The 21,526-nt window shown below is 39.0% G+C and carries 20 protein-coding genes; 8 read left to right on the top strand and 12 right to left on the bottom strand.

Translation table 11 applies throughout. From position 1 onward, the window contains the following. Window positions 1–9 precede the first annotated feature (9 nt). The 3 genes from HDE70_RS16950 to HDE70_RS16940 form a co-directional block, all read right to left on the bottom strand. Window positions 10–3,465, bottom strand: a complete 3,456-nt coding sequence (locus tag HDE70_RS16950) for a SusC/RagA family TonB-linked outer membrane protein (RefSeq protein ID WP_183891321.1) — start codon at window positions 3,463–3,465, stop codon at window positions 10–12. A gap of 96 nt (window positions 3,466–3,561) precedes the next feature. Beyond that, entirely contained in the window at window positions 3,562–4,578 is a 1,017-nt protein-coding gene (locus HDE70_RS16945; protein ID WP_183891320.1) for a FecR family protein, read from the bottom strand. 93 nt (window positions 4,579–4,671) lie between these two features. After that, on the bottom strand, window positions 4,672–5,226 hold the full coding sequence (locus tag HDE70_RS16940) for an RNA polymerase sigma-70 factor (RefSeq protein ID WP_183891319.1): 555 nt from the start codon (window positions 5,224–5,226) through the stop codon (window positions 4,672–4,674). A gap of 197 nt (window positions 5,227–5,423) precedes the next feature. Here HDE70_RS16940 and HDE70_RS16935 point away from each other — a divergent pair, with 197 nt between their 5' ends. Beyond that, on the top strand, window positions 5,424–6,836 hold the full coding sequence (locus HDE70_RS16935) for an alpha-L-fucosidase (protein WP_183891318.1): 1,413 nt from the start codon (window positions 5,424–5,426) through the stop codon (window positions 6,834–6,836). Window positions 6,837–6,961: 125 nt separating this feature from the next. Next, window positions 6,962–7,237 (top strand): hypothetical protein, encoded by a 276-nt coding sequence (locus HDE70_RS16930; protein WP_068396121.1) that lies wholly within the window; start codon window positions 6,962–6,964, stop codon window positions 7,235–7,237. A gap of 151 nt (window positions 7,238–7,388) precedes the next feature. On the opposite strand, the gene HDE70_RS16925 is transcribed toward HDE70_RS16930, so the two are convergent. The 7 genes from HDE70_RS16925 to HDE70_RS16895 form a co-directional block, all read right to left on the bottom strand. Continuing rightward, complete coding sequence (locus HDE70_RS16925) at window positions 7,389–8,375, bottom strand: hypothetical protein (protein WP_183891317.1); 987 nt, start codon at window positions 8,373–8,375, stop codon at window positions 7,389–7,391. Between the two features lie 109 nt (window positions 8,376–8,484). Beyond that, complete coding sequence (locus HDE70_RS16920) at window positions 8,485–9,063, bottom strand: hypothetical protein (protein WP_183891316.1); 579 nt, start codon at window positions 9,061–9,063, stop codon at window positions 8,485–8,487. Between the two features lie 153 nt (window positions 9,064–9,216). Beyond that, entirely contained in the window at window positions 9,217–10,560 is a 1,344-nt protein-coding gene (locus HDE70_RS16915) for a hypothetical protein (RefSeq protein ID WP_183866386.1), read from the bottom strand. 65 nt (window positions 10,561–10,625) lie between these two features. Continuing rightward, window positions 10,626–11,978 (bottom strand): hypothetical protein, encoded by a 1,353-nt coding sequence (locus HDE70_RS16910; RefSeq protein ID WP_183866385.1) that lies wholly within the window; start codon window positions 11,976–11,978, stop codon window positions 10,626–10,628. Between the two features lie 16 nt (window positions 11,979–11,994). Beyond that, window positions 11,995–12,198 carry a hypothetical protein gene (locus tag HDE70_RS16905; protein ID WP_183866384.1) on the bottom strand — a complete coding sequence of 68 codons (204 nt, stop codon included), beginning with the start codon at window positions 12,196–12,198 and terminating at the stop codon, window positions 11,995–11,997. After that, entirely contained in the window at window positions 12,195–12,581 is a 387-nt protein-coding gene (locus HDE70_RS16900; protein ID WP_183866383.1) for a hypothetical protein, read from the bottom strand. The genes HDE70_RS16905 and HDE70_RS16900 overlap by 4 nt, the downstream gene beginning before the upstream one ends. A gap of 5 nt (window positions 12,582–12,586) precedes the next feature. Next, window positions 12,587–13,150: a glycoside hydrolase family 108 protein gene (locus tag HDE70_RS16895; RefSeq protein WP_183866382.1), complete on the bottom strand. Its 564-nt coding sequence runs from the start codon at window positions 13,148–13,150 to the stop codon at window positions 12,587–12,589. 145 nt (window positions 13,151–13,295) lie between these two features. Between HDE70_RS16895 and HDE70_RS16890 the strand changes: the two genes are divergently transcribed. From HDE70_RS16890 to HDE70_RS16875, 4 genes are all read left to right on the top strand, one after another. Continuing rightward, a complete protein-coding gene (locus HDE70_RS16890; protein ID WP_183866381.1) occupies window positions 13,296–14,054 on the top strand; it encodes an XRE family transcriptional regulator in 759 nt (252 codons plus the stop codon). 190 nt (window positions 14,055–14,244) lie between these two features. Continuing rightward, window positions 14,245–15,516 carry an Hsp70 family protein gene (locus HDE70_RS16885; protein ID WP_183866380.1) on the top strand — a complete coding sequence of 424 codons (1,272 nt, stop codon included), beginning with the start codon at window positions 14,245–14,247 and terminating at the stop codon, window positions 15,514–15,516. 186 nt (window positions 15,517–15,702) lie between these two features. Next, the gene (locus tag HDE70_RS16880; RefSeq protein ID WP_183866379.1) at window positions 15,703–16,971 is read left to right on the top strand and encodes a phosphatidylserine decarboxylase family protein; all 1,269 of its coding nucleotides are present in this window, start codon (window positions 15,703–15,705) and stop codon (window positions 16,969–16,971) included. A gap of 177 nt (window positions 16,972–17,148) precedes the next feature. Then, window positions 17,149–17,805 (top strand): VOC family protein, encoded by a 657-nt coding sequence (locus tag HDE70_RS16875; RefSeq protein ID WP_183866378.1) that lies wholly within the window; start codon window positions 17,149–17,151, stop codon window positions 17,803–17,805. Window positions 17,806–17,811: 6 nt separating this feature from the next. On the opposite strand, the gene HDE70_RS16870 is transcribed toward HDE70_RS16875, so the two are convergent. Beyond that, the gene (locus HDE70_RS16870; RefSeq protein ID WP_183866377.1) at window positions 17,812–18,291 is read right to left on the bottom strand and encodes a DUF6265 family protein; all 480 of its coding nucleotides are present in this window, start codon (window positions 18,289–18,291) and stop codon (window positions 17,812–17,814) included. Window positions 18,292–18,528: 237 nt separating this feature from the next. Here HDE70_RS16870 and HDE70_RS16865 point away from each other — a divergent pair, with 237 nt between their 5' ends. Next, window positions 18,529–19,314, top strand: a complete 786-nt coding sequence (locus HDE70_RS16865; RefSeq protein ID WP_183891315.1) for a heparin lyase I family protein — start codon at window positions 18,529–18,531, stop codon at window positions 19,312–19,314. A 127-nt stretch (window positions 19,315–19,441) separates the two neighbouring features. Here the strand turns inward: HDE70_RS16865 and HDE70_RS16860 are convergent, their stop codons facing one another. Beyond that, window positions 19,442–20,095, bottom strand: coding sequence for a FadR/GntR family transcriptional regulator (locus HDE70_RS16860; RefSeq protein ID WP_183866375.1), 654 nt, complete (start codon window positions 20,093–20,095; stop codon window positions 19,442–19,444). Between the two features lie 228 nt (window positions 20,096–20,323). Here HDE70_RS16860 and HDE70_RS16855 point away from each other — a divergent pair, with 228 nt between their 5' ends. Continuing rightward, a complete protein-coding gene (locus HDE70_RS16855) occupies window positions 20,324–21,499 on the top strand; it encodes a cupin domain-containing protein (RefSeq protein WP_183866374.1) in 1,176 nt (391 codons plus the stop codon). The last annotated feature ends 27 nt before the right edge of the window (window positions 21,500–21,526 follow it).

Raw genomic sequence — 21,526 nt, 5'->3', positions numbered from 1 at the left:
GGGTACGGATTAAAAATTACAACTTAATTTACAGCCAAAAGAGCGTGTCCCGGGTAGGGTCCAATGGCCAACACCCAGCTTAAATCCTTCAGTTACACTCATCGTCGTTTCCGGATCGTAGCCCAGGCCATTAGCAGTCCAGGTATACAAATTCCTGCCGATCAGTGAAATGGAAAGGTTGCTTATTGGCAATTTGCCCAATACATTTTTACTAAACACATAGGTTATAGAAGCTTCCCTGAGCTTCAGGAAGGAAGCAGAATAGGTTAAGCGTTCATAATACTTATTATAGGTATTATTGTAAAAATCAGATGCTGCAATAATGACCTTATTCTCATTGTAAGTACCATCTGCACTGGCTATATAACCTGGAATAATCATCCCGTCATTTCGCTTATTACCCTGTGAATCAACCCACGGCAAACCTCCGGTTTGTGCATCTCTGCCAGCAATTGTATTGTCTGTTAAACCTGCATTGATTAAACTTTTAACCACATAAGAGTAAAAGTTACCTCCTTTGCGCCAGTCTAAAAGGAAATTAAGTGTCAGATTTTTATAGCTGAAAGTATTGTTAAAACCAATGGTAAAATCAGGGTTATAATTTCCAACTTTTATATATTCAGCATTATTACGGATATAGTGTCCCGTTTTATCCAACAAGGCTGCTCCGGCATATTGTCCGCCCGGAACTTTAGTATAACTTGGTGTGTAGAAATCTCCGATTTTAGTCCCTTCTTTTATCAAATAACGAATATTATCTCCATCTGCACTACCCATCGAATATTCCGGCAAACCTTCCATTAAAGAGATAACCTTATTTTCATTCCTGGTAAAGTTTGCACCAATTTCCCATTTAAATATACCCTGAACAGGAACAGCATTCAAGCCGATTTCCCATCCGCTGTTCTGAATGTTTCCAGCATTGATTAAACGGTTCGATGCACCCGAAGTAATGGTTGTTGGAATATTGATAATCTGGTTTCTTTTATTGGTCTTATACCAGGTCACATCCAGACCTAACCTGTTATTAAAAAAGCGCAGATCTCCACCAAACTCATAAGAAGTTGCGATTTCAGGCTTTAAGAAGTTATTTTTCAGATTAAACTCAATGGTCGCTCTTTTCACATCGCCCCAATCCTGGTTAAAAGGGATCGTATTGTAGAGCTGATAAGGATCAGTATCACTTCCAACCTGTGCCCAGTTTGCCCTGATTTTAGCAAAAGATAACAGGTCAGATTTCACTTTGAACACATCCGTTAAAACAGTACTCAATGAAACTGAAGGATAGAAATAAGAATTATTTTGAGCAGGTAATGTGCTTGACCAGTCATTTCTACCAGTTACATCAAGAAATACCATGTTCTTAAACGACGCCTGCCCCATTCCATATAAACTGTTGATTCGTTTACGGGAACTATACTGTGCATTGGTGATCGTTCCTGCACGCGCATTATTGATATTATAAATTCCCGGAATACTTAAACTTTCGGTACGCTGAGCCGTACTTCTGTTAGTCTGATCCATTTGGTTTCCCCCAACCGACAAGCCAAACGACCAGTCCTGGTTCAGGGTTTTCTTATAACTAAGCAGGAAATCTGTATTCTGCTCCTTAAAGAAAGAATTATCTACACCATAACCACCAAATTTGAACCGCTTCGCACTAAAAGGACGTTTGGTTTCATGTTCTTCATTGTATAAATCAAGCCCTGTACGTACCATTAAGCTTAAATCATTCGTGATATCGAATACCGCCTGTACATTTCCGGTTATACGATTTCTGTCATAACCATTGGTGTGTTCATAAGCCACAAAATATGGATTATCAGAATCATCCGGAGAAAATTGTTCTAAGTTTTCCCGGCCTGTTTTCCAGTAATTCTTCAAATCATTGATATTCATATTGGAAGGCATGGAGTAAACCATTTGTGTCACACTTTCCCTGTAAGCCGAAGGCCGGTTATCGCTTTTATTATTTACATACCCAATATTGGTACTGATCTTTACTTTAGGATGCAATACATAGGTTGCTGCCAGGTTCAAGGTATTCCTGCTCAGATCTGTATGCGGCACAATCCCCTTATTGACCATATTGGTATATGACAATCTGTAATTACCATCTGCATTTTTACCGGTGATGGCAATGTTATTGGTATAGGTAGAACCTGTATTATAAAAGTCCTTCGCATTATTTGGATGTGATACCCAATCCGTAGGTATAGGTTTTCCACTTTGGGCATCAAGCGGACTGTTCCATTGCAAATGCTTGGTGCCTATATCCAGACGCGGGCCCCAGGCCGAGGTCGTACTTACTGCCGGATCATCCGTATATTCTCCTGCACCAAACTGATTCTGGAAGTGCGGAAACATCCAGGCCTGATCAAACATCGCATTTGAATTAAAACTTACACCTAAACCTTTTTTGGCTGATGAACCACTCTTTGTAGTAATCAGTACCACCCCGCTTCCTGCCCTGCTGCCATATAAAGCCGCAGCACTCGCCCCTTTTAAGATGGTAATGCTTTCAATGTCATCAGGACTGATATCAGCAACCGGACTCCCATAATCTACAGAAGAACGGCCTACTTCAGAAGTCGCCCGCAGCGAATGTGCTACAGGAACACCATCGACAACAAAAAGTGGTTGGTTATCGGTCGCAATCGATGATTGTCCGCGAATGGTTATCATGGCAGTAGATCCTGGATCAGAACCCGTACTCACTACATTTACCCCCGCTACTTTTCCGGCAATGGAATTGACCACATTCACCTCTTTGACAGTATTCACATCACTACCTTTCAAGGTGGCAATAGAATAGCCAAGTGCTTTTTCATTCCGCTTAATACCTAACGCAGTAATCACCACTTCAGATAAACCGGTTTCATCCGGAATAAGGCTGATATTGACCACTGTTTCTCCTTTAAGGGTGAATTCTTTAGTTTGATAGCCCATCATTCTAAACAGAATAGTGGAAGAGGACTCTCTTACATTCAAGCTATAATCACCGTTCAGGTTAGTTGTCGTCGTGTTATTGCTGCCTTTTTCCAGCACATTTACCCCCGGTACAGGCAAACCTTTTTCATCGGTTACCTTACCTTTAACCCGGACAGCTTTTTTAATAATAACCTGGTTGTTCTGGACTACATAAGTTAACTGCATCGGCGTGAGTATGCGGTCAAGCAAACTGCTCACCATTTCATTGTCCGCTTTAACAGCCTCTACCTGCTGGTTCAATACTGCATCTTTGTTGGTGTAAACAAAAGACAGGCTGGTTTTCTTCTCTATGCTTTTCAGCAATGCTGTTAAAGTGCCGTTTTTAAAATTGAAACTTATTCTGTTATTCAGCCCCTGCGCCTTTAAAGGCGAGGCTTGCGCGGCAAAGAACAAGACAGAAAGCATAAAATAAATGAGAGTAAGAAAACGCATTACTTTAAAAATTAATTGATTAGTCACTGCGGACTTTTTCATAACTTTGTGTGTTTTAATCGTTGATGGGTTAAAATAAAATTGAAATCATTAGCCGGAGCATGCGTCAACATGCTTCGGCTTTTTCTTTATAGTTGTCTAATTACATTTACCTCCTTTTATATAAATGGTCTGTTTATTTATTGTGTAATGAATATCCAGGCTTATCTGAATGGTTTGTAACACTTCATTTAAGCTGACATTATTAAATTTCGCCGTGAGTTTGCAACCTTTAAAAGGCTGATCTGTTATAATTCTCACTGCATATCTCCGCTCTAAAGCCTCAAAAACCTCTTTTACAGGCAGCTGGTCAAAAACCATTTTACCTTCAGTCCAGCCAATAGCAGTCCGGGCATCTTCCACGTTCTCCAATTGTAGTTTAGCAGAATTACCGATTGCCTTTTGATTTGGCAGCAGGTGAATAGCCGCCGATTGTATACCTGCTGAATCTCTGGAAACGGCCACTTTACCTGTGAGCACAGTAACTTCAGTTTGATGCCCTTGCCATGCGCAAATATTAAAACTTGTTCCAAGCACACGCGTCCGGATATTTAAGCTATGTACTACGAAGGGATGCTGAGGGTCCCGTTTTACTTTAAAAAATGCTTCCCCTTTGAGCTTGACAGTTCTTAAATCAGCATGCCGGAGGTTTTTTGGATAACTGATACTACTGCCGGAATTTAACCAAATCTGTGAGCTGTCGGGCAACATCACCTTGCTCATCTTTCCGGAACTGGCCGACTTTGTAATCCATGCGATGCTGGTCTGCTGTAAAACCGGATGCTTTACTTTATAGAATAAAGTGAATAGTGTTATTGCGGCAATAGCAGCGGCAGCAGCCAGCCAGAACTTAAGCCTAATGGTTTTCCGAGATGCCTCCTGAAGTAAAGAAGCTTGAATAGTATTAAAACTTTCCTTCCACTCGTCATTCTCAGGCAACGTAGCTGTATTCTCCCATAGCCATAAAGCCTGATCCAGTTCTTGCTGGTGTCCGGGGTCTTTACTCAGCCACTCTTGTATCTTTTGCTCTTCTTGTTCAATTTTCTGAACGTTGCCGCTGGCATTCTCCTTTGCGGATAAATAATCCATTACAAATTTCCAGTTCTCCTGATCCATTCCTATGCTTTTATAGAAACAAGACAAGAAACAGGGCATGCACTACGGGCTGTAAAACGTTAACAATACATTAAGAAATCGTTAAGGCTCTTTTTACCGGAATTCTGACTTGTTTTTCAGTATCCTCTGCTGCAAGAACAGAAAGCCCCTGGCCAGATGGTCTTCCACCGTTCTGACTGAGATATCCAATAAAGCGGCGATTTCTTTATAGCTAAAACCATCTATACGATATAAATAGAAAATCAAACGTCTGCGTTCCGGCATCTGATCAATCAAATTGTATAAGATCCGGTTCCTATCCTTATCGAGATAAAGCTGAGCAGGATCTGCTGTTTCATCCAGGATGCCGGGCAGTTCTTCCTCCTCTATGTGCAGAAAATTTATCCTGGAAACCTTATGGTAATTTGTTGAAGCATTTTTTACCGCCCGGAACAGGTATGCTTTTTCATTTGAAATCCGGGTCTTATTTTTCCAGATGGCGATAAACACATCATTCAGAATAAGCTGGGCTTCTTCTACATCTTTTATCAGGTAAATCGCATATTTCTTTAGCGTAGGATACATGCGCCTGTAAAGATCCTCAAATGCTTTTCCATCGAAGTTATTTACATGATCTCCGTTAAATCCGGCAGTATTGTTTTCGCCCATAAAATATGGAGCAAAATTAGAGCTGCCAAATGACAGACGTATTAACAAAATGTTAAATGAAACAGCTAATCTAATTTAGCAGCTGGAAAGAAAAATGAATGTATTAATTAGGTGACCAGGATTGCCTGGATGGAGGAAATAATTAGCTTTAATGATTTAGCAACCTGAATCTATAAAACAACCAGAACCAATCCATTATGAAAAGACCTGACCAGTTTTTATTCCTTATCCTGCTGCTTATTTTTATCCCTGTACTTTGCTGGGCACAAAATAAGCACTTATCCAAAGCAAAAGATCTAACCAGCTTACAACAAGACTTTGTAGACCTGCGTTTTGGGATGTTTATCCATTATAATATCCCGACCTATATGGACGAAGACTGGCCTGATCCGGACGCTTCACCTGCAATCTTTAATCCCAAAAAACTGGATTGTGAGCAATGGGCAAAAGCCGCAAAATCTGCCAACATGACTTATGGTTGTTTAACGACCAAACATCACAGTGGTTTTGCTATCTGGGACACTAAAACTACAGACTATAATGTCATGAATAGCCCATTGAAAAGAGATGTAGTTAAAGAATATGTCAATGCTTTCAGGAAAAACGGACTAAAAGTGATGTTGTATTACTCCATTTTAGATACGCACCATAAATTAAGGCCAAACCTGATTACGCCCGAACATATAAAAATGATAAAAGCACAGTTAACAGAACTGCTAACCAATTATGGTGAAATCAATGCCCTGATTATTGATGGATGGGACGCCCCATGGTCAAGAATATCATATGATGATGTTCCATTTGAAGAGATTTATACTTTGATTAAATCTATCCAGCCAAACTGTTTGGTAATGGATTTAAATGCAGCTAAATACCCATCAGAAGCGTTATATTATACTGATATCAAATCCTATGAACAGGGAGCGGGCCAGCATATTTCAAAGGAAACCAATAAACTGCCAGCCCTTTCTTGTTTGCCATTACAGCAAAACTGGTTCTGGAAAACATCTTTCCCAACAACACCAGTAAAAGATCCGCTTAAAATGGTGAATGACAATATCATCCCCTTCAATAATGCATATTGCAATTTTATCCTGAACGTAGCACCAAACCGTGACGGATTAATTGATGATAACGCTTTGGCAGCCTTAAAAGAAATAGGAAAAGTCTGGAAGAATGAAGGGGCTACGCAGAAACTTCCCGCAGCAGATGCACCAATAATTTCTCCAAATCTGGCTAAAAACCAACCTGCCGACGGAAGCTGGAGTGATGATATGAATATTATGGATTTCGCGAATGATGATAACTTTAATACGACATGGAAAGTTAATCCAAGAGTTGATAAACCATGGTATGAGGTTGAATTCAGAAAAGAGAAAGCTTTTAATATGGTAGTGATTGCCGATAAAACTCCGGTAACGATCAGGAAATATAAATTAGAATATCGTTTGGATGGTGTATGGAAGACTATTTTCTCTGGAGAAAACGCTCATAAAATAAAGATTCACCGTTTTGATACCGTTTATGGTGATAAAGTGAGAATTAAGGCAGAACAAACAGGTTCAACGGTTGAAATCGCAGAATTTGGTGTATTTAACGAAAGAAGATAACCAATTTAATAACCCTATCCTGCTCAAATCCCCCCAGATTTGAGCAGGATTAAATGGCCAATCTAAGCAATAGTCTCTTAACCCTTTTATATTCCGTATCTTTGCCAATTAAATGGATATTTGATATGAAAGACTATAGTGATATGATTAACAGCGACAAGAATTCTGGTAAGATTAAAGATCTTGAGGATGCATTGAATGGCGTTGAAGTAACTTACTCTCGTTGGCTGGTTAATCGTGAAAATATTCATACGGGTGAGAAACCAGATAGACTAGGAAATTATTTCCGTTATTTCTACGATGAAAACGGTATTCAATTTTATGTAAAAGACGCACTTCCTATTGATATAAAGAATGCGTGCTGGTCTGCTTTCAGAGGCATCTTCGTGAATAAGCAATAATAAAAGTATTTGACATCGTAATAGCTAAAATGGCAAAGGAGAAGATTTATCATCTCCGCCATTAGTTAAAAAATCAGACCTTTTGATACTGGCTTATAGCTTAAAAATAAACTGCCGCAAATAAATAAGATAAATATCTTTTTCATTGTGTTTAGCTTTTTTTATTAATATCACTGGCAAAAGCAATACTTTCCGGATCCTCTCTGAGATAAAAAATGTCAATACGCTCCTGCTGAGTACTATTCAGATCAAGCAAATTCACGACTTTTTCCAGCCCTTTATGATATTTATGCTGGTGATCATCAGTATATTCAAGTTCAAAATGGATTACTGGCTGTGCATTCATCAATCTGCCGGTTTGACGGGCACTAACAATTTTTGCAGCTGCCCTTTTCCCTTTAAACCTGATCTGGTTCAGCTTATCCGGTTTTTTCTCTGTTATCCTAAAAACAATTTTTCCTAAAATATGATATAACAGCAATACCGTTGAGCAAACTATCAGCGGATGTGCAAAACTCATAAAGCGCCAGCCCATACCAAAGCTTTCAGACTGATAAGCATAAATATAATAACCAATGATTAAGGCAAGCATGGTTAACCAACCTAAAACACCAAGCAGGATAGCTTTTGTATTTATAGCCACCTTAGTACTAGCAAAAATAAAACATGGAACATGCTTCAGTTCCTGATCAATCAGCAAGTCAACTTTTTTGCCTGCCTCAAACCGACGTTCGTACGGTCTGCTATCTGTGACCCTCGCTTTACGCAGGACAATTTCTGTATCAGCCAGGTTATTTACGGATAAGTCCAGTTCATAAGCATCATATTTATCGCCCGTCTTTGAAACCTTGCTTACACTTAGAATTTTAGCTCCCCGGCGTATTCCATTAACCAGCAGCTTTTCCAGGCGATGCTTTTTCACAAAAACGCTTAATACCCATTTTTGAAAGAACCCTGCCAGAAGGATTGTCCAGAATAGAACTGAAATTGCCAAAACACTTAGTACTAACCACGGATTTTTGTCTTTAAGGTCAGTTATATCATATTCACTATTGATCGTATAATATAAAATCATAGGAAATGGGATTGCAAAAAACAACATGTAAAGCATCCAGAATATAATAGCAATACGTTTCATTTTTCTACCAGTTAACAACGATTAATTAAAGCTAGCAAATAATGAAACGTATCTGAAATTTTCTTTTGCAGGAAGACGCCCCTGAGCTGAGTTGTCAAAAATCAATTGATCATGACCAGCTTTTATTCCTTATCCAGTAAAAAGCAGATCCCAGGGCAATCAATATCAACAAAGCAGGAAGCCATGTACTTAATTTTAAGGTTTCTTTTTCTTTAAGGGTTTGTTCAGCTTCACTTTTGTTTGTATTTAAACTAAGCTCATTTTTCTTTGATAGTACCGTTAAGTTTTTTCGTATAACTGTCTCTTTATTAATTTTCAGCGGGATCACCTGCTCCTTGATAAAGGCTCTGGCCGAAAGTTTTTTCGTTACAGGATTTAAAATTAAACTGACCTCTGCAAGCGGGCTTTTAATAGCCATTACCCCATTCACCAGATCATCATAATCAATATAGGTGTCTGTGGTAATTACCTGTCCGGGAATAACCAGTATGGTATCTGCTTTTTCTCTGATCGTAGTCAATGAATGATCAAGCGTTAAACTCACTGTATCCTTTTTAGTTTGCTGAGCAGTTTCCTGTTTGCTCTTTTCCGTTGCCCGAAATACGTGACGGGAAGTTCCGCATCCCGATAAGATGATAAGCAATGAGCAAATGAACAGGTAAATTGTTTTCGGGTGTATATTTTTCATAAGGATGTATTTGTTATTTAATTTGATAGCTTATGTTATAAGCTGATAGTCAAACCGGTGCAGGTTATTGAAATATAAAGCTCCCGGGGTTATTCCCTCTGCGCTTATATTTGAATATCCCTGACCGGATGAACTAATTTTTACTCTGATAGTTTATTGTGCACCAACACCTGGGATCAAAGAGAGAAAAGTAACGGTATCAGCAACTGCCTCTTGTTGTGAAGGGAAGTATTGATTATTCTCATTGCGGATCATTTGTGGCCCGCCCATGTTGATCATATCCCCTATCGGACGTGATACATCCTCTCTGTACATTTCAAAACCAAGGTTGTTGTAATATTCAAGTGTACCACCAGTTTGATACAGATCGATCATTACCCCTTCCCAGTCATGGGATCTGTTGAGATGACCGGCAGTATTGTTATATACCTGCGCATTAGCAGGTTTAATTCTGGAAGGATAAGCCGCCAGATAATCCTGTATTTCCGGAGTAACCTGAAGCTCAAAAGCAGAATATTTCCAACTGTTCCAAACGATGTTATTGTAAATGGAGATATCCTCAACTTCAGCACCGTAAGACACCCCCCATGCACGAATTGCATTTCCCTGGTGGTTCGTGATTTTATTGTCATGGAACGATCCATTACCATCCAGATGGAAAATACCATTATGGTAGCCGTTCGGAGCATTAGGATCATCATATCTTGTATTGATATTGTCAACAATATTTCCGGCAATTTCATAACCATCAGCCTGTCCAACATAAACTACATTTCCAATAACCGGGCAATTCTTAACTACACAATTCAGGAATTTAAAGTTTCGCATCAGATTTACAATTCCTTCGGGGGCAAATGCGCCATCACAATGAAACCCTGTACTCGTATTTTCAAAAGTAAGCCGCTCCAATTTCCAGTCTTTAGAAGCAGATGCATCTGTACCATCATACACCCCTTTGTAGTGATAAGAAATGGTATAGTCGCCCACATTTTTAAAGCTGATATCATGCAGGTATATCCCGTTGCTATGGTTTTCAATAGAAATAGCGCGGTAAGTCTGATCCGTAATTAATGCTCCCCACAACTCGAAGTTGTCTGCCTGGCCGATATCGATACTTCCACCGTTCAACACTACTCCAGTTGCATCCATTCTGACATTGGTTGCTTTCTCCACATAGATGTAACTGTAATTACCCGGAACAATCTTCACATTGGTATTGGCAAGCGGCTCCAGAATCAGCTGACCTGAACCCGTACCTATGCTCACGAAATCAGGATCTACCGGAGGGTCTACTGGTGGAATTACCGGCGGCACAATAGCCGTTGCATAAGCTTTTTTAAAATCGGTACTTATAATAGCAGGCGCCGCAACTTTACCATCCGAATAAATGATGATATTACCTTTCACCGTGTAAGTAATTACCTTGCCGTTTAAAGTGATAGAACCTGTTTGATCTTGTGCAGCTGTTGTTGCTGCCTGTGCTGTGAATTGACTCATAATTTATTTGTTTTTAATTTGATAGCTGATATTATAAAGCTGATACCAGAAGAACTGATTTTTAATTATTGTGCACCAACACCTGGTAAAAGCGAAACGAAATTGACCGTATCTGCTACTGCCTGCTGGTTTGAAGGGAAATAATGGTTGTTCTCATTGCGGATCATTTCAGGGCCGCCCATATTGATCATATCATCTACCGGACGCGATGGGTTCTCTCTGTACATTTCAAAACCAAGGTTATTGTAGAATTCCAGTGTACCACCAGTTTGATACAAGTCAATCATTACCCCTTCCCAGTCATGGGACCTGTTTAAAAGACCAGCAGTATTATTATATACTTTTGCATTAGCTGGTTTCATTCTCGAAGGATAAGTTTCCATGTAAGTAAACATTTCCGGGAAAACCTGTAACTCGAAAGCAGAGTATTTCCAGCTGTTCCAGACAATATTGTTATAGATTAATATATCTTTGGTTTCAGTACCATAAGAAGCACCCCATGCGCGGATCGCATTTCCCTGGTGATTAGTAATTTTATTATCATGGAAAGAACCATTTCCAGTCACGTGGAAAAGACCATTGTGATAACCGTTCGGAGCATTAGGGTCATCATACAGTGTATTGACATTATCAATTGTATTCCAGGCAATTTCATAGCCGTCTACTGCTCCCAGATAAACAACGTCCGAAATTTCAGGACAATTTTTAACCGTACAGTGAATGAATTTAAAGTTTCGCATCAGACTCTCAATTCCAGCATCCTGAAATCCACCGCCACCACTAAAAGCTAAACCAGTATTTTCAAAAGTAAGGCGTTCAAATTTCCAGTCTTTAGAAACCGTACTGTCCGTACCGTCATATATCGTTTTATCTTCATAAGCAATCGTATAATTACCTACATTTTTAAAGCTGATATCATGCAGATAGATCCCATTACTCTGGCTTTTAATAGAAAGAGCGCGGTAGGACTGGTCAATAATCGACGCTCCCCATAATTCTAAATTGTCTGCCTGGCCAATATCGATAGATCCGCCTTTTAGAACCACTCCTGTTGCATCCATTCTGACATTAGTCGCTTTTTCGACATAGATGTAATCATAATTACCCGGAACAACCTTTACATTGGTGTTTGCAAGTGGTTCCAGTATCAGCTGGCCTGAACCTGTACCTATGCTCACGAAATCAGGATCTACCGGAGGATCTACTGGTGGAATTACAGGAGGGGTTACCAGCGGCACAATTGCCGTTGCATAAGCCTTTTGAAAATCTGTGCTTGTGATAGCAGGCGCCGCAACTTTACCATCTGAATAAATGATGATATTACCTTTTACCGTGTAAGTAATTACCTGGCCGTTTACAGTAATGGAACCCGTTTGATCTTGTGCAGCTGCTGTTGCTTGCGTTGTGAATTGACTCATAATTTAATTGTTTTTTTTATATAGTTGATTGTTTAATTTGTTTGTTTGCCAACTGCTTCAGAAGTTCATTCAACTCATCCACCGTATTATTAATGCTATCCAGTTTGGAATTAACCGGATAATCAGAAATTTCTATAAATTCTATTTTTTCCGGAGGAGCCCTTGTTGGCAGCACGCCAGTAAGCAACAGTAATCCGAGCAGAACTAAAATTTTTTTCATCTCTCCATATTTTCATTAATGTATCTCCTGACCGATTCTACCGTTCCATTTAAATGGATTAAAGAAGTATCCAGTTTCTTGTTATTGCTATCCTGCTTTTCCTTATAAGGAGCAAGCTGTTTAGGCAATTCCTGCTGTACCCCTTTCTCGACAGCCAGGTTGATCTTCTCATTTAATGAGGTTATATCTTTTATCCGAAGCCGGTTCATCTCATTCAGGGCACTATATTGCCAGAAGTTCATCGCGACCGAAAGCAGGAGCATCGTTGCAAAAGGGTTCTGCTGAACAGCAGTAAACAGCCGGTCAAACATTCTTTCAATCCATGCAGCTTTCCTGTCTATCATGTCTTGTGTTTCTGTTGGTGGATTTTGTATTTCTTCCATGATCATTAAGTTTTATAAGGTTTAATCCTGCTTAACCAACTTTTCAGGAACCTGGCCTGTGTCCCTTTTGCGATCGAACTGTAAAAAGCCTGTCTTTTACTGTTATATATTAAAGTAAGTTTAGCTGGGTCGCTTGTATTCACTGCCTGGATAGTTACAGGTCCTATAATACCATCTGTGGCCAGATTCAGCGCAGAAACCAGGTTAACCGAATCCTGTAAATATTTAGCTGCTCTTACCGTTCCTGAATTCACCCCGAAATCATAAACTGTATTGGCCAGCTGCTGATCACGGATCAGGCTCAACTGATTGATGTCCCAGAAATTCTGTTTGTAAAAAGACCAGATCAGTTCAGTTAACTGCGCATTGGCTTTTGCTTTCCGGTTAATCAGCGCAGCAGAAATACCTGCTGTATCTTTTAGCCCGTCAATAATCAGCCAGCCTCTCCATCCCGACCAGTTATTTCTGGAAATACCGGCATAAGTTTCTCCTCCTTTATCATTCGGATCATTCACATATCCACCTTCATTTATTCCTGTTAACTGCTCTGCTATTCTAAAATCACTCATGTTTTCGGCCCCGGATATTATGCTTGTTAATTATCTATTTCCTGTGTAATCCTATTTTTTGTACATTTACTTCGTTGTACGATACAAATATAATATAGAATATTCTATATTTGCAATACACAAATAGAATATTCTTTAAATAATCATGGAAAACACTGAAAACCAAAGACTTAAAATATTCAGAAAATCGCTCAATAAAACCCAGATGGAGTTTGGAGTGGTTACTGGATTAAAACAGGGAAGTTTCGCGGATGTCGAAAGAGGCAAAGTGAAGGTTTCCGGAGATATTAAAAACGCACTACGTAAAGAATTTTCTTTAAATATAGAATGGCTGGAAACCGGTCAGGGGGAAATGACTGCAATCAGTGCAAAACCAAACGCCAGATCAATCGGCGAAATACAATATCCTTTAGAATTTACGGACTCTCCTTTTATAGACCTGGGAGAAGGACAGTACTTAATGGTCGTACCTTTAGTTAATGAATATGCTTATGCGGGCTATTTATCCGGTTACAAAGACCCTGAGTATTTAGAAGTATTACCAAAGCATACAATAATCGTGGACAAATATCATAAAGGCAGTTACAGAGCATTTGAAATAGTTGGTGACAGTATGGACGACAACACCAAAGAAAGTATCAGTGATGGAAGTATTGCTACCGGAAGAGAAATTCAGCAGCATTTATGGACTTCTAAATTTCATACCCACAGATTTAAAGACTACGTCATTGTACACCGCAGGATGGGAATTATTGCAAAAAGGATCTCCAACCATGATACTGAAACCGGGATCATCACCTGCCACTCCTTAAATCCTGATAAAGTTGCTTATCCTGATTTTGATATCCACCTTGATGATGTGAAGCAGATGTTTAATATTGTAAATGTCCTTCAGAAAAGATAAAAACAAGCTTTACAGATTAATACAAGGTTATAATCTAATTATTATTTTAATATTTTACCTTTGCACGCGCTAAAACAGGCTATATCAATCTGCATAGCCTGTAAGCTCTTCACTTCTATCATATTATCAATGACCGAAGGAAGATTGCCTGTATAAAAATTAAATATAAAACAATATTTCCCCTTTTGAGATGAGTAAGTTTCTATATGGAATTGATTTTGGAACAACCAATTCTGCCCTATCTATTTATGACGAAGAAAAAAACGAAATCATCAATACGATAACAGTTCCTTCCCTCTTGTATTTCCAGCAAGAACAAAGTGCAACCCAGCCATTAAACTATGTAGTGGGTGAAAATGCAATCGACGCTTATTTAAGCGATGGAATGAAAGGAAGATTTATCAAATCTATCAAGCAAATCTTATCAAGAAGCAGCTTTATAGAAACCAGGATCCATAATAAAAGATACAATGCATCAGATCTGGTTGCTTTAATCCTGAAGGATTTAAAAACCAAAGCCGATGAAATTATCGGATTTGACTGTAAGAAGGCTGTGATTGGCCGTCCTGTATTTTTTGACGACGATAGTACCGCTAAAGATACGCTGGCACAGACAAGACTTAGTAAAGCAGCAGAAAATGCTGGTTTTACAGAAGTACGGTTCCAGTTTGAGCCAATTGGTGCAGCTTTTGCCTATGAGAAGACCATTACGAAAAAAGAAAAAGTACTGGTAGCCGATTTAGGTGGAGGAACAACAGATTTTACTTACCTGGTATTAAACCCGGATAATGTGGGCAACAAAGACAGGAGAAATGATATGATTGCCTCAGGAGGTATTTATATTGGCGGAGATAGCTTTGATTCTGCATTTATGTGGGATAAAGGAACGCCTTATTTCGGGAAAAACACTTTGTATGAGGCTACACCCGGGAAAGTCCTGACTGTTCCGATGTCACTGTTTGCAAATATTTGTACCTGGGATAAAATGAATTTTTTTAATGGCCTGAGGATACAAAAAGATTTACAGGATTATTATCATTATTCTAAAAAAGACAGGAAGTTCAAAAACCTGATTACTTTGATTGATAATAACCTGGGCTATTCTATATTTCGTTCTATTGAAAAAACAAAGATTACTTTATCTGATGAGCCGGTTTCTCAATTCACTTATTCAAATATGGATATTGAAATCGACGAAGAAGTTTCCAAAGAACAATACGCTGCCGTAATCGAGAAAGACATCAAAAAGATCAGTGTTTATCTGGACGAATTCATGCTAAAGAACAATATCAAAGCAGAAGAAATTGATAGTTTATTCCTGACCGGCGGAAGTTCACTGGTTGGAGGTGTACAAGCTCTTTTCAAGAACAAATTCCCTCATATCCCGGTAAATTCGGGAGACAATTTTACAAGTGTTGCCAAGGGCCTTGCTTACAGCGGCTACTTATTTGACGCAGATTAATATATTCCTTTTAACGGTTAGTATTAAACGCGAACAGCCCCTGAATATATTCAGGGGCTGTTCGCGTTTAATACTAACCGTTAAACAGCCATCTTATCCCGTGCTGAAAAATGAACAAAAAATGAATATGAACAAGCGTTTTTAATTTTATGAGTTTGACTAAATTCATAGCACAAAACAAAATTTATGAAAACTACAGCTAGCGAAAAGTCACTTCCCTTCCGTGTTGGCAAATGGCTTCCCTCCGATCAGACTATCCTGGAAAAATGGTTAGATGATCTTATTACAGAAGTAGAAAAGGATAAGCGTCCTTTATTGCCTGTAATTGAAGAGTTAAAGGAACTCATAGAAGACGATCCGGAAGTATTTATGTGGTTCCACCTGATGTTCTCAGAAGTACCACGTAAACCACCTTATAATAAGAACCCCGCAGGCGGGCCTCAGGTCAGGGACTATCATTTGATGTTAAGGCTGATGAATAGAATAATGACCAAAGCACCAGAGTTTAACGAAACAGGACTGGTTGGTTTTCCGATCAATGCGATTCTGGACTGGTCTATGGGCACTACTGCCGGATATGCCGCTTTTTTAAATGAAAAAGTGAACTGGCAATTCAAAAGGATACTGAATGAATGGGGGATTTTTCTATGCTCAGCAGATTCAAAATATGTATTGAGTAAAGATCCAAAAAGCGGATGGTTTGGCGCTGATGCAAAAAAAGCAATGCCAGACTTCGATCAGGAATTTATCTGTGATCCTGCCCAGCCTCATCATGGATTTAAATCATGGGATGATTTTTTCACCAGGGAATTCAGAGAAGGTCAGCGTCCGGTGGCCAGCCCTGAAGACGACAATATCATTGCAAACGCGTGTGAATCTGCCCCATACAGGATTGCAGAAAAAGTCAAAAAACATGATAAATTCTGGATAAAAGCCCAGCCTTATTCATTGGAACACATGATGGCCAACGATCCGCTACTGGATAAATTTGTTGGAGGCACTATCTACCAGGCCTTTTTAAGTGCTTTAAGCTATCACCGCTGGCATAGTCCGGTAAGTGGAAAAATAGTAAAAGCTTATGTAGTAGATGGCACCTATTATGCCGAAGCGCTATCGGAAGGTTATGACCCATCCGGCCCGAATGAATCTCAGGGTTATATCACTGAACTTGCCACCAGAGCATTGATTTTTATAGAAGCAGATAACCCTGCTATTGGCCTGATGTGTATTATGCCGGTTGGAATGGCAGAAGTATCTTCTTGTCAGATCACCGTTTATGAAGGTCAGCATGTTAAAAAAGGCGAGCAGTTAGGAATGTTCCATTTCGGGGGTTCTACGCATTGCTTGTTTTTCGGGCCGCAGGTTAAAATTGCCTTTGATATGCACGGTCAGACCCCGGGATTAGACTCCAGCAATATTCCATTAAAATCGAAGATTGCGACAATTTTAAAATAAAATCAATGGATAGCCGGGGCTAATCTTAGCAGTCAGCAGCTTAATCATCACTTAATAATAATACGATTGTCAACATCGCATTTCAGTTTGCTCAATATGGCCTTATTTAAAGATTTAAGGCTATATTGAGTATAACAGCCCTATTTTAAACAGGGCTATCATTTTAAAACCCTTTTTATGAAGATTGAAGCGATTGAATTGCTAAGCAATAATATTATAGAAACCGAACAGTTTTACAACAATGTACTTAACATTAAAACTAATTCAAAAAATGAAAATGAAGTATCTTTTTTGATTGGTACGACAAAAGTATCTTTTCAAACATCGACGGTTGAACGCCCTAATTATCATCTTGCATTTGATATCCCAAATAATAAGCTGGAAGAAGCTTTTAAATGGCTTGAGCAAAGAACGACGGTATTACCAGTAACGGATGATAGCCAATTTTCTTCTTTTGAAGCCTGGAATGCAAAATCATTCTATTTTTATGATAACAATGGAAACCTGCTTGAGTTGATCTGCCGTTTTGATACTGATCATCAATCCGATGTTGCATTTGACAGCAATTCGATATTATATGTTAGTGAAATTGGTATCGTGACCAGTGATGTGCATTCAACAGCAGAAGAATTAATTAGTCAATATGGGCTTGATTACTATGTTAAACAACCCAAAACTGAAAACTTTGCAGTTATCGGTGATGAAAACGGACTACTGATCCTGGTTACCCCGGATAGAAACTGGTTCCCGACAACCAAAAAAGCACAAGCATTTGAAGCTAAGGTCCAACTGAGTACAGCAGACCGGGCATATCAGGAATTATTTATCAAATAACAGGATTTACAACCTCGCAAAAGAGTAATCAATACTTTTTCCATTTCCCGATATCGTTGCCTGTAAATCTTTACCTGCTAACTTGTAAACAATTTTCTTAGGAAAATCATGTTCAGGGTTTTCACAGGTAAAACCATTGGAAGTGATGGTAGTCAATTTAAAATAGACCAGTCCATTGTTCTCTTTCACATCAGCCACAAAAAAAATGGCATTGTCTTTAACCAGCAATGTCATTTTTTCTACAAAAGCCGTATCTGCTCCTTTGCGCATCACCCCCATCCCTTTAAGTTTGAAAGCAGACTCCTTTACCCATTCTTCGGTCGTAATTTGTCCGGGCTTTCCATTAGTGCGGTTCCATTTACCAAGCAGCCATTCCAGTTTCTTAAAATCAGTACTTTGCTTTTTAGAAATCATCGGCTGCTGCGCATAGATAGCTGTACTTAACAGGAACACTATAAAAGTTAATAATAGCTGATTTACTTTCATTATTCTTTTTCTTTACTACAGGGGCTATCTATTATTAAATATAGCAATTACCCATTTTATTTACCTGTAAAAACGAATAAAACTTATCTATTTCAACGAAACAAACTAATAAATTTAATTATCAAAAATCATATAATATTTTTACTTACATTCACTTAAAGTTTATTTAGTTAATCAATTAGCCTGTTAAATTCAGAATCTATCCTAAAATCATATAAATATTAAACATATTATCTCATGAGAAAAACAAGAATTACTGTAATTACGATGGCTATGAGTGCTGTTTTTTTTCTAACCAACTGTAAAAAACAAACCGACAGCACCAACCAGAATCAAGACCTGAATAATTCCGGTACGCAAATCAATGCTGTCAATCCGCTGGCTGTGTTATTTAATGGAGATGCAACCAATGGCAGCAGTAGTGTATGGAAAGAAATCAATGTAGAACAAGAAGGTTCTGTAACTACTGTCAACGATGAAACAGGAACGCTCTGCTGGAACTTTTTAAAGCCTATAGGCAGTCATCGTGCTGAAGGCCATGGTGCAAAAAATTACCAGGCCGCAGAAGGATCAGATATTTATATAGGCTGGACGAGCAAAATATACATGCCAGTCTCTTTAAAAACGGAAGCTATATTTCAATGGAAAGCTTACCCTACCTCTAAAGCAAGTGCAAATCACCCATTAATGCTCCGTACACTTAATGGTAAATTGGAATTACAACATTTTGATGAAAGTCATACTGCAACAGTTCCCTGGTCTATCGCCTTAGCTACAGGAACCTGGCAGCAATTTGTAATCCGGATGAAAGTATCTAAAGATCCCTCTGTTGGTTTCATAGAATTCTGGTACAATGGCGTTCAGCAGACTTTTACAAATGGAAATAAAAGATTAAAATGCAGAACACTTGACAGTGATTTCTGTGACCCGAAATGGGGAGTATATGGTGGTGACACTGCAAAGGTTACACATGTAGTAAAGAAAATACGTATTGCTTCTACTTATGCAGACGCAGCCCAATAACTGTCTTCATTTCAACAACAATCATCTTCATTTAAACAATAATTCCTGCTACTATCAACTTAAGAAATTCACAACCACCAATTTAACCGGGCCTGCTATCATTTTAGCAGGCTTTTTTTGAACCGCCCTAATAGTTATTATCCAAAATCTTTTGAAGAACTGATTGTGACTGACTTAACTTCTTACTCTTAATGGCTTTAAACAGCTGCTCATGCAAATGATGATTCATTGCAAAACGACTGATCCCCTGTTTCTCACGGGCTGCAAAGAAATTACGCATGATCAGCGTAAAACTATAATACAGATCAGACAATACAGGATTTGAAGAAGCCTGGGCAATAGCCGTGTGAAAGGCAATATCCGCATCTGCACAGCGCTGAGAGTCTTCTTCTTCAATAGCCAACTTACGGTTCCCCAAAGCCAGTTCAATTTCTTTAAGCTGTTCCTCAGTGCGGTTCTGTGTTGCCAGTTTTACGATTTCTTTCTCCAGCAACCGCCTTACCGCATTTACATCATCAAAATCAGCACGCCTTAACCTTTGTTCGATACTCACTTCCTGGAAACTCGTGTTCACAAAAGTACCCGACCCTTGCTGCACCTTCAGTATCCCGGAAATGGCTAGAGTCTTAATCGCTTCCCTGATACTAGACCGTCCTACACTATATAATTTCATCAGCTCAGGTTCAGCAGGGATTTTCTCACCCGCTTTATACTTTCCCTGAGAGATATCCTCTTTGATCAGGTTAATTACTTTCTCGTAAAGTTTGATGGAGTTGCTCAAAATAATTGCTTTGTCACAAACATACGATGTTTCTTTCAAACATCATATACATCTATCCCATTTTTAACTTCTGCAAAGCAATAAAAACAGTATTAAACCTCAAATTCAAGTTCACCATGACTATAACGACGTTTACCACAAACATATGATGTTAAAATAAACATATGATGTTTTATTTTAAAATACCATTTATGCATTATATATTTGCTTCATATTAATCTAAAAATTATGGCAACTACAAGACGTGGATTCATTTCCGCAGCATCTTTATCCACCTTTGGTTTAGTAACAGCTGCAACAAGCCTGAATTTATTAATCCCTCAAAAGGCTGATGCAGCAGTAAAATCACCGGTAAAAAAAGGACCCGAAGGTCCACAGGCAGAATTGGAAGATTTTGTTTATGACATTGAAAATGGAAGTACAGGCTGGACAGGCACTGGTGGAACTGCCAAAGAAGCCACTGTCGAAGAATTTCCAGTTTCACAAAGTATAGCGGCCGTAATTATGCGGTTAAATCCAGGTAGCTTCCGTGAATTGCACTGGCACTCCATCGCAGCAGAATGGGCTTATATCTTAGAAGGTAAAGTACGCACAACAGTCGTTTCTCCTGACGGGACAACATCAACCGATGACTTTGAAAAAGGCGACATCTGGTATTTCCCAAAAGGCCATGGACACTGCTTACAATGTTTAGGAGACGAGCATTGTTTATTCCTGCTGGGTTTTGACAATGGTCATTTTTCTGAATTTGGAACCTTTAGCTCCACAGATTGGATCAGCCACATCTCTCCGGAAATTATGGCCCGTAACTCAGGATTATCAGCAAGTACATTTGCCGCTTTCCCACATAAAGAACTTTACATCGGTACCGGAAAAATAGCTACAGCACCAAGACCACAAAACTTAGATCCGAATATCCCAACCAGCAGTTCTGCTCATAAGTTCCGTATGGAAAAAGACGGCGTATTTCAACAATTTGCAGGCGGTTTTACAAGAAAAGTTTCTTCTAAAGAGTTCCCGATCCAAACTACGCTGACTGCCTTACGTATGGATATTGAACCAGGTGCGATCCGCGAACTTCACTGGCATCCAAACGCCGATGAATGGCAATATGTAATGAGCGGAAAAGGAAACCTCAGTATTTTTGGTTCACATGGACGTGTCAAAACAATGCCTTATAAAAAAGGGATGGTGTCCTTTATTAAACAAGGTTACGGCCATTACATAGAAAATACGGGTACAGAAACGCTTAAATTAATTATATTATTTAATGCCCCGGAATATCAGGAAATTTCACTGAATGATTGGTTAAGTGCAAATCCAGCACAACTTGTTCAGGATCACTTTGGTATCACACCAGCCCAAACAGCTACGCTTGCACATCATAAAAAAGGAATTTTTTAGCAAAAAGCCCCTGATTCTTTGGGTCAG

Source organism: Pedobacter cryoconitis, assembly GCF_014200595.1.
GTDB classification, from domain to species: Bacteria; Bacteroidota; Bacteroidia; order Sphingobacteriales; family Sphingobacteriaceae; genus Pedobacter; species Pedobacter cryoconitis_C.
The sequence above is the reverse complement of the archived record's forward strand: the minus strand, read 5'-3'. Positions and strand labels throughout refer to the sequence as shown.

Coding starts and splice junctions, on each gene's coding strand:
- HDE70_RS16950 (WP_183891321.1), bottom strand. CDS start 3,465: ATGAAAAAGTCCGCAGTGACTAATCAATTAATTTTTAAAGTAATGCGT.
- HDE70_RS16945 (WP_183891320.1), bottom strand. CDS start 4,578: ATGGATCAGGAGAACTGGAAATTTGTAATGGATTATTTATCCGCAAAG.
- HDE70_RS16940 (WP_183891319.1), bottom strand. CDS start 5,226: ATGGGCGAAAACAATACTGCCGGATTTAACGGAGATCATGTAAATAAC.
- HDE70_RS16935 (WP_183891318.1), top strand. CDS start 5,424: ATGAAAAGACCTGACCAGTTTTTATTCCTTATCCTGCTGCTTATTTTT.
- HDE70_RS16930 (WP_068396121.1), top strand. CDS start 6,962: ATGAAAGACTATAGTGATATGATTAACAGCGACAAGAATTCTGGTAAG.
- HDE70_RS16925 (WP_183891317.1), bottom strand. CDS start 8,375: ATGAAACGTATTGCTATTATATTCTGGATGCTTTACATGTTGTTTTTT.
- HDE70_RS16920 (WP_183891316.1), bottom strand. CDS start 9,063: ATGAAAAATATACACCCGAAAACAATTTACCTGTTCATTTGCTCATTG.
- HDE70_RS16915 (WP_183866386.1), bottom strand. CDS start 10,560: ATGAGTCAATTCACAGCACAGGCAGCAACAACAGCTGCACAAGATCAA.
- HDE70_RS16910 (WP_183866385.1), bottom strand. CDS start 11,978: ATGAGTCAATTCACAACGCAAGCAACAGCAGCTGCACAAGATCAAACG.
- HDE70_RS16905 (WP_183866384.1), bottom strand. CDS start 12,198: ATGAAAAAAATTTTAGTTCTGCTCGGATTACTGTTGCTTACTGGCGTG.
- HDE70_RS16900 (WP_183866383.1), bottom strand. CDS start 12,581: ATGGAAGAAATACAAAATCCACCAACAGAAACACAAGACATGATAGAC.
- HDE70_RS16895 (WP_183866382.1), bottom strand. CDS start 13,150: ATGAGTGATTTTAGAATAGCAGAGCAGTTAACAGGAATAAATGAAGGT.
- HDE70_RS16890 (WP_183866381.1), top strand. CDS start 13,296: ATGGAAAACACTGAAAACCAAAGACTTAAAATATTCAGAAAATCGCTC.
- HDE70_RS16885 (WP_183866380.1), top strand. CDS start 14,245: ATGAGTAAGTTTCTATATGGAATTGATTTTGGAACAACCAATTCTGCC.
- HDE70_RS16880 (WP_183866379.1), top strand. CDS start 15,703: ATGAAAACTACAGCTAGCGAAAAGTCACTTCCCTTCCGTGTTGGCAAA.
- HDE70_RS16875 (WP_183866378.1), top strand. CDS start 17,149: ATGAAGATTGAAGCGATTGAATTGCTAAGCAATAATATTATAGAAACC.
- HDE70_RS16870 (WP_183866377.1), bottom strand. CDS start 18,291: ATGAAAGTAAATCAGCTATTATTAACTTTTATAGTGTTCCTGTTAAGT.
- HDE70_RS16865 (WP_183891315.1), top strand. CDS start 18,529: ATGAGAAAAACAAGAATTACTGTAATTACGATGGCTATGAGTGCTGTT.
- HDE70_RS16855 (WP_183866374.1), top strand. CDS start 20,324: ATGGCAACTACAAGACGTGGATTCATTTCCGCAGCATCTTTATCCACC.